Source organism: Desulfosporosinus sp. HMP52, from assembly GCF_000765145.1.
In the GTDB taxonomy this organism is placed as follows: domain Bacteria; phylum Bacillota; class Desulfitobacteriia; order Desulfitobacteriales; family Desulfitobacteriaceae; genus Desulfosporosinus.
Map to the genome: position 1 here is coordinate 76124 of NZ_JMGA01000001.1, position 15749 is coordinate 91872.

Genomic DNA, 15749 nt, shown 5'->3' on the forward strand with positions numbered 1-15749 from the left:
TGAGTTATCTGTGTAAACCTTATATTCCTATTTTATAATAAATTCTTATTATATTAAAGTATAATATTACAGTTTTGTCCTGTATGAAAAACTTGCTATTTTAACCTTTAATTCGGTGGTATAAATCATCAAGAAAAATTTTTTCAGTTTCGACAGCGTCGACTAAAGGAAGTCTTACCCCACCGGCATTAATCCCCTGATACTTCAACAGGTATTTGATCGGTACAGGGTTTGCGGTTACGAAAATCCCTTTAAACAAAGGAGTTAGCTTCAAATGCCATTTTAAAGCTGTCTGAGTATCTCCGGCAAACCAGGAGTCGACCATATTTCTCATTTCATCACCAACAACGTGTCCTGCCACACTGACAATACCTGTAGCGCCCAAGGACAGCATGGGCAAAGTTAGGGAGTCATCCCCGCTATAGATAGCAAAGTTCTCTGGCAGAATACGCTTTAGTTCGCTAACCTGATCCATCATTCCGCTGGATTCCTTAAGCGCTGTTATATTAGGGATTTCGCTGAGTCTGAGTACGGTTTCCGGGAGCATATTCACTGAACATCTGCCCGGAATATTATAAAGCATTAGGGGAAGCGAAGTGGCTTCGGCGATGTTTCGGAAATGCTGATATAAGCCCTCTTGAGAAGGTTTGTTGTAATAGGGTACCACTGCCATCAACGCATCTACTCCAATACCAGCAGCTTTTTTGGCTAATGCTATACTTCCTTCTGTGGTGTTTGAGCCGATCCCGGCAATAACGAAAGCCCGCGAGCCTACGGCTTCTTTGACAACTTTAAATAATTCAAGCTTTTCTTCAGAGGAAATTGTCGGTGATTCCCCGGTTGTCCCTGCGACGACAATCCCATCATTACCATGCTCAACTAAATGTAATGCTAAACGCCCCGCTTCTTTATAATCAATTTCTAAACCCTCGTTCATAGGTGTAACCATTGCTGTTAGAATTCTTCCAAATGACATATCCCCACTCCTTACCTCTTATTGCTTATTCTTTTTAAAGAATTATTTGATCTAACATCAGTTTGTTTTTTATCAGTTTCAGCAGAATAAGTTCTAGAATATGGACAACTCACCAACTAACATACTTTTGACATGGTAAGCCCGGACAATTTTTCCTTTAGAACATAAAAAACAAGGCGCAGATTAAGCTTACGCCTTGTTATAAACAAAATTAATAAAAAATTAAATAATGCACACAAAACGATAGCACTTCACCGCAATACGGTGACAGTTCAAGGACTCTTAATCCAGGAACCAGGTATGGAATATAAGAGAAAATCCACCCTTCGGAGCCATCCCCTTTCGCTAAGAATCATAGGTATCTCTCCAACCTCACCTTAGCTACTCTTGTTTGACCCGCCTCTATCTTCCGGTATTCAACTAGTTAGATTATAGCGAAAAACACCCCTGAGTGCAATGACTTATTTGTTTGTTTTCCTGATATTTCCTATAGCAGCTTTGATAAGGCGGTAGCCATGATGCATCATTTGGCTCTCTTCCCCGACATGAAAGTAACTCAGCCTTCTCCTGCGGCTTGACGTCAGCCAAGTTTTCTTGTTCTTGATAGTATTTATTGAAAAATTTCGGTATTATACTCATAACACATTTAGGAGGTCTGAGATGACTAAAACAAATACTTCAACTACCAATACTGACTTATCGGGAATCAATATTCTTGTCACCGGTGCCTCAAGCGGTATTGGACTTGCAATGGCAGAGGGGCTCCTTCGTGCTGGGGCTACGGTTGGTTTAGCTTCAAAACCCGGAGTAAAACTGGATAATCAAGTTAAACGACTTAAATCATCCGGTTTGGATGTATACGGATTACCTTTGGATGTTCGCTCGGAAACGTCGATAGCGGATTTAGTGGAATGGGTACAAAGAACCTGGGAGAAGCTTGATGTTTTAGTCAATAACGCCGGAATTGGGATGGGTACAGTAAATAAGCGCTTCTTGATCGAACCCCAGCCCTTTTTTCAAGTCACCCCTGAGGGGTTCCGAAATTTAATTGACACAAACCTTACGGGTTATTTTCTTGTGGCCCGAGGGTTTACCCCCCTGATGATCCGCCAGGGGCATGGGAAAATTATTAACATTACGATGAATCAGGAAACCATGAGGGGTACAGGCTTTATCCCCTACGGCCCTGCCGGTTCCGGTGCAGAATCACTGTCTTACATAATGGCCGAGGACCTTCGCCCCTATGGAATAACCGTTAATATGCTGCTTCCTGGCGGAGCAACGGATACGGGGATGATTCCCGAAGATCTTAGGGGTCAAATAAAATCCCCACTCCTACGCCCAAGAGTTATGGTAGAACCCATTGTTTTCCTGGCTTCCAGCAAGTCTGATGGCCTAACAGCTGAAAGAATAAATGCCCTTGAATTTTCCAAGTGGCTTTCTAAGTATGACAATTGATTAACTATCCCCTCTTCAATTTTAACTATATAATGAACAGCAATCTTATCATGATAAGTTTTATGCAGGCTATCTTATGAATTAAAGGAGTGCAAACATTGAAGTATTCATCTGTTAAAGTGGCAAGATTTATAAGACGGCCTAATAGATTTATTGCTCACGTTATCGTAGACAATAATGAAGAAATTGTTCATGTTAAAAATACCGGGCGATGCAGAGAGATACTCCAAGAAGGAACTATGGTAGTTCTGGAAGAAGCAAAAAATACAGAGCGCAAGACGAAGTACTCCCTTATAGCCAGCTATAAGGGAGATGTTCTGATCAATATCGATTCACAAGTCCCCAATCTGGTGGTGTTTGATGGGATCATGGAGGGGAAAATCAAGGAATTTCTCGAAGTTATAAAACTTTCCAAAGAGGTTGTTTACGGTAATTCTAGATTTGATTTGTACTTTGAAACCAACGATCAAAGTGGCTTTATAGAAGTAAAAGGTGTAACCCTTGAAACTGAGGGGATTGCCATGTTCCCTGATGCTCCTACTCAGAGGGGTTGCAAGCATATTTATGAGATGATCAAAGCTGTTGAAGAAGGGTATGGGGGGTTCATCTTCTTTCTCATTCAAATGAAGGGCGTGAACTATTTTACCCCCTTTGAGATAAGGGATCCGGAATTCACTAAAGCCTTAAGGCTTGCCAGTGAAAAAGGAGTGACTATCCTGGCTTATGATTCGATAGTTTCAGAAGACGGGATAACCATAGGAACTCCGGTAGAAGTTCGTCTTTGCTAGACAGGGCTTCAATGATCCCCACAATCTACTATGACCTGATTTTAAATCCCTAATAAAAGCTCCCGAAGTTCCTCGCTGTCAATAATCGGGATTTGCACTTCCGTAATATAGTTCCTGTTATCCCGTTCCACAAATTGATCAATGATATTAAAGTTAATGGTAATATCAGCAAGATCTAAATCTCCACCCGCATCACGGATGCGCTGGGCACTTGCGTAGATATGCTCATAAGCACCCTGATGATACCCGCAGAGGTAACGCCCGGCAGGTATTACTGGAAAGCGCAGAGAATCAGTCATTTCTTTCTGCAGGATTGTGTTTTCTCCATCGTCGAAGAGATAAGCACCAAAATATTTGGAATCGTTTTTGTAAAACACCACTGTTGGATTGAGGTAGAACCAATCATCCCCATAGAGCAGCTCTTCTCCTCCTATAGGAAAATAAAACCTCTCGGGGAATTCCTTAATTGAGACCCGCTCTATGTCAACATTGGGCAATTCCTGCTCGATGAAATGAATCTTCTGCTGAATCGCTCTGTCAGTATTAAGCAGGTTTTCTGCTTTTTTTCTGATGATACTAGACTGCTTTTTTAGCTGCTCCAAGTTAGAATCGATATCACGGGATTCTAAATAAGAAGCCTGAATTTCCTTGAGGGAATAACCCAGGCGCCGGAGATAACGTATGGTGGCGAGCTTATAAATCTGATCGAACCGATATTTGCGATAGCCGTTGGTCGGATTCCGCTCAATAGGGACAAGCAACCCAATTGAATCATAATAGATGAGAGTTTGCACATTCAAATGAAATAAAGCACTTATCTCGCCAATGCTGAGAGTCTCTTTCATATAACCTTTTCCTTTCCTGTGATAAGGTCATTATATCTATGAATTGCCTAGCAGACAATCCCGTAGTTTGCCGACCTGGTCAGGAGCAGAAATAAAAGTTATACTACCTACTCTTTGCGATCTGAAGGAAAAAGAATAAATTTATAAACTATGACTAGTTCAGATTTCACAAAAATAGTCGCTACCGTTTATTGCGCTCGAAGGGGATGCCCAATGCAGAAGGGTCAATACTTTTACCAATCGATAAGAAGAGTACGATGACGGCAACCAGATATGGGAACATGGTGAATACCTGAGTCGGAATCGGGAATCCCAAGGTTTGGAGGTTGTACTGCAGTGCCTGGGAAAATCCGATCACCATGGCTGCCGCAAAAATTCCGATTGGATTACGCCGTCCCAGGATCACGGCCACCAAAGCGATATACCCTCTACCTGAGGTAACATTCTCCATGAAGAAACCTAACTGTCCCAGGGTTATACTTGCTCCCCCTAACCCGCCTAACACACCGTTTATAAAACAAGCAAAATAGCGAATTGCAAAGACATTAAGGCCGGCTGAGTTTGCCGCCTGTGGGTGTTCCCCGACAGCATGCAGATTGATCCCCCACTCCGTCTTATAAAAGAAAATCGCCGTCAGTATGATGCCAATTAAGGCTAGATAAACAAATACGTTTTGATTAAACAGAGCTGGGCCTATGATTGGAATACTCGACAGCAAAGGGATTTTTATGTCACCAAACATAGTGCAAGATGGGATGGTCGTCGTTTGCCCAAAGACAATCAAAAACAAGAAGCTTGTAAGCCCCATCACCATAAAGTTGAGTGCCAGACCCGCAATGGTCTGGTTTGCTTTACAATGGATACTCAATACAGCATGGATCATGCTGACTAAAACGCCGCCAACAATACCCGTTAATAGACCTAGGAAAAGATTACCTGTAAAGAAAGCGACAATGAAGCTAAAGAATGCTCCAGAAAGCATAATTGCCTCAACGCCGATATTCAGGATCCCGGCTTTTTCGGAAACAGCCTCCCCCAATCCCGCTAAGATAAGCGGGGTTGCCATCCTTACAGAGGCTACTAAATACATAGTAACAAGTGCAATAAATCCAGAATCCATTGTTTGATCCTCCTATTCGTCGGTTAAAAGTCGGCGGAATAGACTTTTACGGGCCAGAATTAATAAGACGACAACCCCCATGATAATAGATGAAATAGAGGTCGGCACCCCGGCCATACGCTGCATTCCTAATGAACCAACCTGAAGCGCTGCGATACCTAACGCGGAGATGACCACACCTACGGGATGATTTTTCCCTAACAGCGCAACGATAATGGCAATATACCCGTAGCCTGGTGAAATCCCTTCAAGCAGCTTGTGATGCAGTCCGGAAACCTCGCACACACCTGCAATTCCAGCAAGCCCGCCGCTTATCAGGGAGGAAAGGATGATGTTCTTATACACTGAGATACCCGAGCATTTACTGGCCCTGGGATTTAAACCCACCGCCCGCATTTCATAGCCTGTAGGTGTTTTCCAAACCACAAGCCAGACGAGGACAACAGAGATCAGGGCAACCAAAAGGCCTGCGTGCAGCCGTGTAGTGCTTATAAGGGTTGGCAGTGTGGCACCGTCGGGCAGAAAAGCCGACATGGGCAAGGAACTGGCGGGATCCTTGAGCCAAGTGCGCACTAAAATTCCTACGATACTTAGAGCGATATAATTAAACATAAGAGTAGTAATTACCTCTGAAATCCCAAACCGAACCTTTAAGAATCCCGGAATTACAGACCAGATGCCGCCAAAAACAAAGCCGCCCAGAATCACCAGAGGAATCATAACTATTGCCGGCAGATCATTCAGCCAGAAAGCAATAAAGGTAACGGCAATAGCACCCATATAAAGCTGCCCTTCGGCACCGATGTTTATAAACCCACTTCGAGAACCTACTGCCACCCCCAATCCTGTTAGGATCAACGGAGTTGCTTTGACCATGACCTCAGAAACAGAATAGAAGGAGCCGAAAATTCCGGATAAAAAGCTGGAGAATGCTTGGGTAACGCTGCTGCCAACCAAGAGAATGAGCAAAATCGAGATTGATAAGGTCAGGAAAGCAATACCGAGATAAGACAGAAGTTTGCCAAACTGTTTCATAGTGATTCCTTCCTTGCTTCAGACGTTTTGCCAGCCATCAAAAGACCAATCTGGGATAAATCCAGTTCTTGGGTATTAGGGAAAATCCCCAGAAAACACCCTTTATAAAGCACGGCGATCCTATCGCTTAGCAAGAGGACTTCTTCCAAGTCAGCTGAGATGAGGAGAATACTGCACCCATTCGATCGGTGTTGGAGGAGCTGCTGTTGGACAAACTCCGTTGCACCAATATCCAGCCCCCGGGAGGGTTGATGCGCTATGATAGCTTTGGGGTTACCTGCCATTTCCCTGGCCAGGATTAGCTTTTGCTGGTTTCCGCCGGAAAGGTAGCGCAGAGGGGTATTCAACCCCGGGGTTTTAATGGCATAGTCTTCAACTGCCTTTTGGGTCTCAGCCCGCACTAAGCGGGTATTGATCAGTCCATGCTTAATAAAGCGGCGGTCGGTGTGGGTTTTTAAGAGGATATTGTCCGTTAGGCTCATGTCCATCACTAAACCGTCTTGATGACGATCATCTGAAATATAGCCAATTCCCAGCTTCTTACGTTCAAGTACGCTCAGAGAACTCATATCTACGCCATCCATCCTGATCTTCCCACTGCTTTGTTTACGGATGCCCAGAATTACCTCAACCAGCTCCTTTTGCCCGTTACCATCAACCCCTGCCACACCGACGATTTCCCCCGGCGCAATCTGCAAGGAAAGAGAATTAAGCCGCTCTCTACCCTTTTCTTGCAGGGAAACCTCTTCAAGGGCAATTCCCTCTCTGCCGGTATCGGACAGGATAGTCTCACGCTGAATAATCTGAAGTTGACGCCCAATCATATACCTGGATAACTCTTGCTCGCTAATATCACTGGTTTTCGCTGTCACCACATTGTACCCGTCTCTTAGAACTGTGACCCGGTCGCTAATGCTCATAATCTCAGGGATACGGTGAGTAATGATGATCACCGAATGGCCGTCCGCCCGCAGTTTACGCAGCACCTCAAAAAAGTATTCTGTCTCCTGTGGAGTCAGCATTGCAGTGGGTTCGTCCAGGATAAGCAGTTCCGCATCTCTGTAGAGAAGTTTAATAATCTCAACTCTTTGCTGTTCCCCCACAGATAGGTTAGAAATGTATGCATTAACATCAATCTGAAGCCCATATTTTTGGGAAACTTCCATAATAGTTGCATTAAGTACTTTGCGGTCAGGAAAAGGATATCCTTTCTCCTTGAGCCCCAAGGTTATGTTTTGAGACACAGTTAAGGTTGGAACCAACATGAAGTGCTGGTGAACCATACCTATCTTAAAAGCAATGGCATCTCTGGGTGAAGTAAAGGAAACCTCTTGCCCTTTCCAGAAAATATCACCGGAATCTCTAGAATAGATGCCGTATAAAATATTCATCAAGGTGGTTTTCCCTGCTCCATTTTCTCCTAAGAGGGCATGGATTTCTCCCGGTTCCAGATCAAAACAGACCTGGCTATTGGCCATTTTTCCAAAAAAGGATTTGCTAATGTTCTTCATGGAAAGCAAAGCCATAGATTACTCCTCCCCTAAAAAAGACGAAGATGTCCCTGGACAGTCGCAACATGATCCATCGAGACATCTTCGTAATATTTATGCCTACTTCGTGGATTTCTCGATAACTGGGACGGTTAATGTTCCATCAATAATCTGTTGCTTGGTATCTTCGATGAGTTTCTTGGTAGCTTCGGGAATCTTGCTTTCAAAAGAATGGTACGGGGAAACATCGACGACTTTTTCTTTCATGCCTAAGTGAGTAATGCCGCCTTTGAAGGTACCATTTTTAACTGCATCCACAGCAGTCAGGATGACTGTTGGCATGTTATACACAGTTGAAGAAATTACAGTATTAGGGGCGATTGAATTCTGATCGTATGAATTCCCACAGGCCAGAACACCTTTTTCCTCTGCAGCCTTGATAGCACCGGTGCCCGCTTGGTTGGCAACGTGGTAAAGCACATCTGCACCTTTGTCAATCATAGATAGGCCCGCATCTTTCCCTGCAGAAACATCCGTAAATGAATTAACGTAGATTTCATAAACAACAATGTTAGGGTTTACTTTTTTGGCTCCCAGTTTAAAAGCCTCAAGTTCCTTGATAATTGATGGTTGCTCGATACCACCGATTACTCCGATTTTGCCGGTTTTGGACATAGAAGCGGATAGGATACCCATCAAATATCCACCTTGTTCGCAGCTCATTACATAGGAAGCCATATTCTCAGCCTGTGAATTGGACTCTGTTGCCATAAAATGGAGCTCAGGGAACTTTTGAGCTACTCGGACTGCCGGATCTCCGAACTGAAACCCGTGGCCGATGATTAAATCATATCCCCGGGCAGCATAATCATTGTAAGCAGATTCTGTATCAGCCACGCCGACATTTTCGGAATAGGTAGTTTCTAACCCGAATTTTGATTCAGCAGCCTTAAGTCCTTCTAAAGCTGTCGCATTCCATCCCTGATCATTGGCGGGACCGGAGAGGAGCAATGCTACTTTCATTTTCTGATCTTTTGACGTCGTCTCTTGGGCAGCGCCGCTGCCGCACCCGGTTAACAGAACTAACATGCACAATAGAAGTGCGAGCCCTTTATAAATTTTCATTCTAATCTCCTCTTTCTTTTTCTGTTTCTGTTTTATGTTTAGCGGAAAGCCTCACATTCATTGCGAAGCACCCGCGTACAAACCTTTTCCCCTTCTTCGGCCACTGCCCTTTCGTCAACACCTAACAACTGGCCGTCCCTGAAAACAACCTTACCGTTGACCATGGTCAGCCAAACCGGACCGGTGACACCCACCCGAGCCAGAATGTTTTTAGGATCATGCAGGGTGCCCGTAAGTTCCAGGACTCCGGTGTTGATCATGAACAAGTCTGCAGCCTTTCCAACCTCCAATGAGCCTAATTTATCCCGGCCCAAGGTTTTTGCCCCGTTAACTGTTGCTATTTTCAGCAATTCATAAGGAGAAAGGCCCCCCCCTCGCTCCTTACTGTGGTAAGCCTGCATAAGATAAGCCATCCTTAAGGAATCAAGGAGACTGGAACTGTCATTGGTTGCGGAACCATCGCACCCGAGGCTAATGGTTACATTATCCTTCTGGAGAGCTTTCATATCCAGGATCGGGAACCCGCCCAAGACCGCCGGCGAGGGGCAATGGGACACCCCTGTGCCAGTTTGTCCCATCAACTTGAATTCCTCGGGCTGGAGTTCCCAGCCGTGGGCAATCCAAACATCCGGGCCGATAAAGCCGATATCCTGGCACCACTCCAGCGTACGCTTATTCCAGCGTTCCTGCATAATCACATTTTCTCCCTCGCCCAGGTGAGTATGCATGCGGACACCCTTTGCTCTTGCCAGAGCGACAGATTCTTTAAAGGTTTCTATGTAGCTGTTAATAGGCTGGCAGGGTGCCACGACGATCTGCTTCATGGCAAAGGGATCCGAATCATGATACATATCGATTAGTCGTTCACAATCAGCAATAAATTCATCCGTCGTCTCCAGCATGTTTTCGGGGATTGTACTCCCTTTGCTGCGTGGGAGTGTGTTTGTGCCTCTGCCTGCATGATACCTTATGCCCAGTTGGGCAGCCGCTTCCATCTGACGGTCGACCAGCAGCTTGCCTGAGGCGCGTGTATAGCAATACTGGTGATCGAAAGCACAGGTACAGCCATGTTTCAGCAAGTCTCCCATGGCAGTTAATGATGAATAATAGATGACCTCGGAATCGATTTTTTGAAAGATGCGGTAGATTTTGTCTAGCCATTCGACTACCAGCAGATTGGGATAATCGATGGTCATTAGGTTTCTGACAAAGGTTTGAAAAAAATGGTGATGGGTGTTGATCAGGCCGGGATAAAGGAATTTATCACGCCCATCGATGACTTCAGCGTCCTGTGTTGCTATGCTCTTGCCAATCTGCACAATCTGTGATCCCTCGATAAGCATATCCATATCCTGAAACACTTGATCTGAAGCGTCACATGTCACAATGGCCCGGGCATTTTTAATTAAGATTTTCTTTGTCATGCTGTCCTCATTGCCTTTCTTTTTGTTCGATATAGTAATTGGCATCCCGTTTGCCATTCGTTATATTTGGTATTCTATACCCTATAGTTACTATAGGGTCAAGTACCATTCTTAACCTCAAAGTGGATACATAAAAGTGCACTTCCTAAATGCACTTGAAAAAACCTAGAAAATCAACCAAAGAATGTTGAGATAATAGGTGTTAAAACTTAGCTGTCGCAAAGCCATAGGCGTAGGAGCAAAAAAAGAAGCCTATGGCTTCTTTTTAGAGACTTCATTTGCCAACAGCAAATTCTTTCTTTACCCGCTGCTGTTCTGTCGAATCTTAGCTATGGAAACATTTTATACATTCCTAATTAGAATAATTATATAAAGGGGGTTGAATTTCAAATAAAACCCTCTGTAATTCAACCCCTTTCCTAGGTAAATAGTGTTTAGTCTTTCCTGTGTAATAGAGTGTACTTTGCAATATTTACAGCGTGATCTCCAATACGTTCCAGATTACTAATAATATTGAGGAAGGTGGCACCGTGACTTCCATTACAAGTTCCTTGACTGAGACGTTCAATATGTCCCTTACGCAATGTGATTTCTAAATCGTCAATAATATCATCGTATTTGAGTACTTTTTCCGATAAAGCAATATCATCTGTTTTTAATACTTCTAAGGACATGGTAAAGATCTCTTGAACTTTTGTGAACATATTCATAAGATCATTATTGGCTTGTTCTGAGAATTTAACGTTACTATCGATAGCATAATCAGTAAGTTCTACTAGATTATTGGCATGGTCTCCAACACGCTCGATGTCCCCAATCGCTTGCAGAATCCGATAATTCTGATCCGTTTGCTCAGATGTGAGACTTTTTCCGGCAGTAACTTTTAAGACATAGTCCGTAATCTGGTTTTCAAGCTGATCAACTACATCTTCAAATTGACCTGTTAGTTGTTTATTCTGTTGGGTATGATTGGCAAAGTAGAGTTTTGAATTTTCAAACGCATTCCCAGCCATCCTACCCATGCGCAGAGTCTCACGGCTAGCATTGGCTAGAGCCATAGAAGGATTCCCTAATAAACGAGGTTCTAGATATTTAGGCTTTGCATCGATTATAAGTTCCTGTTCGCCAGGAACCAGTTTAGTTACAATAACCGCAAGAATCCCGATAAATGGCAGCTGAACCAAGGTATTTAACAGATTGAAGACACCATGAGTTTGAGCAATCTGAAGTTTTATTCCTAACGTATTCCATGTTCCCTCAAACCCAGGAATCAAGATATAGATATAGTTGGTTAACAAAATAACAAGTTTCGGGAATATTCCCATTAGAAAGAGGGGTAAAAAGATGGCTGTACCTATTAAATTAAACATTAAATGAGTTGCGGCTGCTCTTTTTGCGATAACCGTAGCTCCAATTCCCGCAAGGATTGCGGTGATGGTCGTTCCAATGTTATCTCCAAATAGAATGGGTACTGCTTGAGAGTAAGTAATAACACCTTGATTCGCAAGCTCTTGTAAGACACCAATTGTTGCACTACTACTCTGAACAATTACAGTAAATACTGTTCCGATCAGTACACCAAGAAGAGGATTGTTCTCTACATCACTCATCAAACCAATAAAGAAGGGGGAAGTTCTAAGGGGATTTAAACCATCGCCCATGATATCCATTCCATAAAAGAGCAGACCAAATCCTAGAATAACTTGTCCAACATAGTTAATTCGCTTGGTTTTAAAGAAGAATAGAAAGAACACCCCAAGTGCAATAATGGGCAAGGCATAGTGTTCAAGTTTAAATCCAATCAGGTAAGCAGTAAGAGTCGTTCCAATATTAGCGCCCATTATAATTCCGATAGATTGCCTAAGTGTCAACAATCTGGCGTTAACCAGTCCAATTGCCAGGACAGTGGTACCACTACTGCTTTGGATCAATGCGGTGACAATTGCGCCGGTTAAAACACCACGTACTGGTGTTTTAGTCCCTTTTTCAAGGATAACTCTTAAGCGATCTCCAGCTACAGCTTGTAATCCTTCTGACATTGACTTAATACCAAAAAGGAAAAGTCCCAGACCTCCGAAAAAACTAAATAATACCATGGTCAAATCCATCTCTTCCAACCTTTCCTCTTTTTATATCCGGATCCCCGTTTTCATTTACCTTCCATTTCTTGATTTTCGGTATAAGTATAAAATGACTAAACTCACGCGCTCATCCTTAGAAAGGTTATCATATCATCTTATACATCTCAATGTTAATTTTACACTGTTAGGCAGGTCATTCATCTAACTAAAGCCTGTGGGGATGACTCCGTTTGGAAACCAGTTACCGAATATATAAAAACGATGCAAAATGGAGAAATCAGACTTCAAGTCCGGCTCCTTTTGCATCGTAATTCTTAAATTTTCAATCCTATCTCTGTGGTGTGTAGGTGCTGCTCATACCAATGATTCAGTTACTTACTTTGTAGAATTCTTAGAGCATCATCGAGGGCTAGAAGATATTGAGATGGCAAGTCGTGAACTGTTTCTAGAATTTGTTGAAATGCCCTTTGATAGGCGTCAAAAGCTTGGGTGTCCTGAGGATAACAAGAGTCCACCAAGTTAGCCATGGCATTAGCTTCTGCAGTATGCCCATGTTGACTGAGATAATCATATAGGGGCAAGGCAAATTTTAATACGTCACTTTTAGTTCTAATAATAAAAGACATTATCCAAGCCTCCGATCAATCAAATTTTGATAATCCTGAATTTCTATATATAATAACTATATCATTATATTTCTTACTCAATATTAATTCTAATTAAGCATTGGAGGGTGTTTTGTGGAAAAGAATAACGAAAATGGACTTCTTACCCTTCCCCGTTTCGCACAAGATTATATTAATCACCTGGCTGTTATCAATAAATCAAGAAATACTCAATATGCCTATGCCAATGAACTTAGATTGTTCTTTCAATTCCTCTGCGATTCTGTTCCTATGTTCCCCTCTTCTCCTGAAGATATTAGCTTAGATCACATGGAAAAGATCGGACATCGCAATATAGAAGCATATTTAAGTTGGGCCAGCATTAAGCGCAATAACGGAGTAAGAGCCCTTGCCCGGAAACAAGCAGTTATAAAGTCTCTTTATCGTTATCTACTACGGGAGGATATGATTTCTAAAGACGTGACAATTAAGTTAGACCCGATAAATGTCAACCAAAAGCTTCCTAAGGCTCTAGAGCCAAATCAAATTGCTGACCTTACAGATGTTTTACAGAATGGAACAGGATTATCTAAGAAACAGCTCCACTATCAAGTCTATACAGAAAAACGTAATTATGCCATATTCCTTACCTTTATCGGTACAGGGTTACGTTTGTCCGAACTTTGTAATCTCACCCTCTCAACAACAAATTTAAATAAAAACTGCTTTGAGGTCAATCGCAAAGGGAATAAAGAAACCGTCGTCTACTTTAATGCCGAAATTACAGAAGCTTTAATTGATTATATTCAAAATGAACGACCACGTTATGCATCTAGTAAATCAGATGCATTATTTCTCTCAATCCAAGGAAAACGCATAAGTACGAGAGCAGTACAAAATCTAATTTCAAAGTATATGGAGATTCTTAAAACATTGGGTCATAACACGGATGGATTTAGCGCTCACAAAATGCGTTCAACCTTTGCAACCTTGCTGCTACGCGAAACGGATAACCTAGCGATTGTCCAAGACGCTTTAGGCCATGCTGATCCTAGAACAACAAGAATTTATGCTAAGGTACTCGATGAACAACTTAAACGGTCAATGGCCTTAATAAAGTTTAAGTAGTCCTTTATCAGGAAGGCTAAAATTCCTCAGTTACCAAATCAAAGCCTTCCAGAGTTGCCGCGTCATCAATGCGAATCATCAAGTATCGTATACCATCCTTGGTCACTTGCTTGACATTTTTAAGATCTTCCGGGCCAATTGTAATTGAGGCAGTACTATTGTCAATTTTAATCGACTTCGTTTTAAAATTAGGGGCTAGACTTGATGCCTTAAATTCATAGTTTTCCGCACCCATAATTTCTAAAAATGATGACTTCAGCTTTTCTTCGGTGGGAATCCCACTACTCTCCAAAATTCTCTCCATATCCTTTAAGCCGATTAAAGATACCTCTCCGCTTTCAGCTTCAACTTCCAGCCGACGACCAATTTCCGTATAAATGTTAGAAACAACTTCCGGCTCAATTTCTGTTCCAACAACATCTCGTACAACTTCTAAAAACCGGGCTTTGTCGGCCTCCGCTGTTAATTTTAATTCACAATCAAGAACATTTTCTACAAACAATTGATTAGGCTGGTTTTCTTTTTGGGTATAATAGACAACTTTATCAGTCTCAGCTGCATCTTCGCTGAATGAAGGGAACATAAAACCCTCATATGGAGCATCCGTATTAATAATCACATTCATAGGAACACTAGTTTTGAATTCCCTATCTTCAAAGTCAAAATTAAGAGCCTTCTTTGGAAGAATAATTGGGCAAATACTGCCCATAAAAAAACCCAAAGAATAGGCTCTTTCATCATCTATCTCGTTATTATCTCTTTTAATTGATTTATATACCTCGCCCCGTACAAAGCTAATCATAAAGTCTTTATCATAAATTTCACAGGTTTCCGCCAGAATTTTATTGACGATTTTGAGTGTAGATTCTCTAAAATCTTCTGTTTTCAAAGTATCAAGCATATTTTTTTGAGTTAAATTTTGGCCCAGCTTGTTATCTTTAAATTCTAACTCAAAAGTTTTAGAATCAATCTTTCCTGATAATAACTTTTTAAAGTTTTTTAGAAATAGCTCTTTTTTTTCTTCATCCATCATAGCAAAGTATAATACTTCTGAGCAAAGAATGTCCTTACTTTCTTGTTTGATATAATAACTACAAATTTCCTGGAGATTTAGCTTAGAGTTGTTAACCTTTAATTCTCGACGAATACTAGCCAGATCTTCTTTATTCACAAATTCTATCTCCCTTTATATCCTCTTTGGTAGAAGTCTCTATTCATAAGTCTAATTATAAACCCGCCGGTTCAGACTTAAAAATTCGAGTTTCGTATAAGTACTATAAGTACCAAGTATTTGTAGTATAATTCGTCATTCTTTTAGCATTTTCCTCTTAATTTAAAATTATAACTAATCGGCAACGATTGAGAATCACTTAATCATATCGGTTAAGAAGATACAAAACAAAAAAAGCACTCTAAATCAGAGTGCCTTAGAAATAATTCGCATACCAAAATTACTGAAGGATTATAGCTACATATGCTTTAGTAAGCATTTAGAATCGCTCATTTTATCACAATATACAAACATTTTTCTGCCGCCGGATCCTTTGATTTCCACATAACATTCACTGCATTTATAGACTGTTTTTTCAATTTCATCCTTTGGGTTGCGGAGTTCTTTCCATAATTCAATTTGAACATCCTTATTTAGTAAATCGCAATGCATCTATATCACTC

The 15749-nt window shown here is 41.8% G+C and carries 14 protein-coding genes and 1 riboswitch; of the genes, 3 read left to right on the forward strand and 11 right to left on the reverse strand.

What is annotated here, in order from left to right:
* Positions 1-100: 100 nt before the first annotated feature.
* Positions 101-976: a 4-hydroxy-tetrahydrodipicolinate synthase gene (dapA, locus tag DP73_RS00390; protein ID WP_034596574.1), complete on the reverse strand. Its 876-nt coding sequence runs from the start codon at positions 974-976 to the stop codon at positions 101-103.
* Positions 977-1212: 236 nt separating this feature from the next.
* Positions 1213-1389, reverse strand: a riboswitch (Lysine riboswitch).
* Between the two features lie 247 nt (positions 1390-1636).
* On the opposite strand from dapA, the gene DP73_RS00395 reads away from it, so the two are divergent.
* Positions 1637-2434, forward strand: coding sequence for an SDR family oxidoreductase (locus DP73_RS00395; protein WP_034596576.1), 798 nt, complete (start codon positions 1637-1639; stop codon positions 2432-2434).
* 98 nt (positions 2435-2532) lie between these two features.
* Complete coding sequence (sfsA, locus tag DP73_RS00400; RefSeq protein ID WP_034596579.1) at positions 2533-3222, forward strand: DNA/RNA nuclease SfsA; 690 nt, start codon at positions 2533-2535, stop codon at positions 3220-3222.
* A gap of 41 nt (positions 3223-3263) precedes the next feature.
* Here the strand turns inward: sfsA and DP73_RS00405 are convergent, their stop codons facing one another.
* The 8 genes from DP73_RS00405 to DP73_RS00440 all read right to left on the reverse strand — a co-directional run bounded on the left by DP73_RS00405 (position 3264) and on the right by DP73_RS00440 (position 12968).
* Entirely contained in the window at positions 3264-4067 is an 804-nt protein-coding gene (locus DP73_RS00405; RefSeq protein ID WP_034596582.1) for a MerR family transcriptional regulator, read from the reverse strand.
* A gap of 181 nt (positions 4068-4248) precedes the next feature.
* Complete coding sequence (locus DP73_RS00410) at positions 4249-5187, reverse strand: ABC transporter permease (RefSeq protein ID WP_034596588.1); 939 nt, start codon at positions 5185-5187, stop codon at positions 4249-4251.
* 12 nt (positions 5188-5199) lie between these two features.
* The gene (locus DP73_RS00415) at positions 5200-6222 is read right to left on the reverse strand and encodes an ABC transporter permease (RefSeq protein WP_034596590.1); all 1023 of its coding nucleotides are present in this window, start codon (positions 6220-6222) and stop codon (positions 5200-5202) included.
* On the reverse strand, positions 6219-7748 hold the full coding sequence (locus DP73_RS00420; protein ID WP_034596591.1) for an ABC transporter ATP-binding protein: 1530 nt from the start codon (positions 7746-7748) through the stop codon (positions 6219-6221). The genes DP73_RS00415 and DP73_RS00420 overlap by 4 nt, the downstream gene beginning before the upstream one ends.
* 84 nt (positions 7749-7832) lie before the next feature.
* Positions 7833-8837 carry a BMP family protein gene (locus DP73_RS00425; protein ID WP_034596593.1) on the reverse strand — a complete coding sequence of 335 codons (1005 nt, stop codon included), beginning with the start codon at positions 8835-8837 and terminating at the stop codon, positions 7833-7835.
* Positions 8838-8875: 38 nt separating this feature from the next.
* Positions 8876-10261, reverse strand: coding sequence for an amidohydrolase family protein (locus DP73_RS00430; protein WP_034596594.1), 1386 nt, complete (start codon positions 10259-10261; stop codon positions 8876-8878).
* Between the two features lie 434 nt (positions 10262-10695).
* On the reverse strand, positions 10696-12369 hold the full coding sequence (locus tag DP73_RS00435; protein WP_034596639.1) for a Na/Pi cotransporter family protein: 1674 nt from the start codon (positions 12367-12369) through the stop codon (positions 10696-10698).
* A 344-nt stretch (positions 12370-12713) separates the two neighbouring features.
* Entirely contained in the window at positions 12714-12968 is a 255-nt protein-coding gene (locus tag DP73_RS00440; RefSeq protein WP_034596597.1) for a hypothetical protein, read from the reverse strand.
* 114 nt (positions 12969-13082) lie between these two features.
* Between DP73_RS00440 and DP73_RS00445 the strand changes: the two genes are divergently transcribed.
* Complete coding sequence (locus tag DP73_RS00445) at positions 13083-14075, forward strand: tyrosine-type recombinase/integrase (protein ID WP_034596600.1); 993 nt, start codon at positions 13083-13085, stop codon at positions 14073-14075.
* A 16-nt stretch (positions 14076-14091) separates the two neighbouring features.
* Here DP73_RS00445 and DP73_RS00450 read toward each other — a convergent pair whose 3' ends face one another.
* Positions 14092-15246, reverse strand: coding sequence for a DUF4317 domain-containing protein (locus tag DP73_RS00450; protein WP_034596602.1), 1155 nt, complete (start codon positions 15244-15246; stop codon positions 14092-14094).
* A gap of 297 nt (positions 15247-15543) precedes the next feature.
* Entirely contained in the window at positions 15544-15738 is a 195-nt protein-coding gene (locus DP73_RS00455) for a hypothetical protein (protein ID WP_014903108.1), read from the reverse strand.
* Positions 15739-15749: the final 11 nt, after the last annotated feature.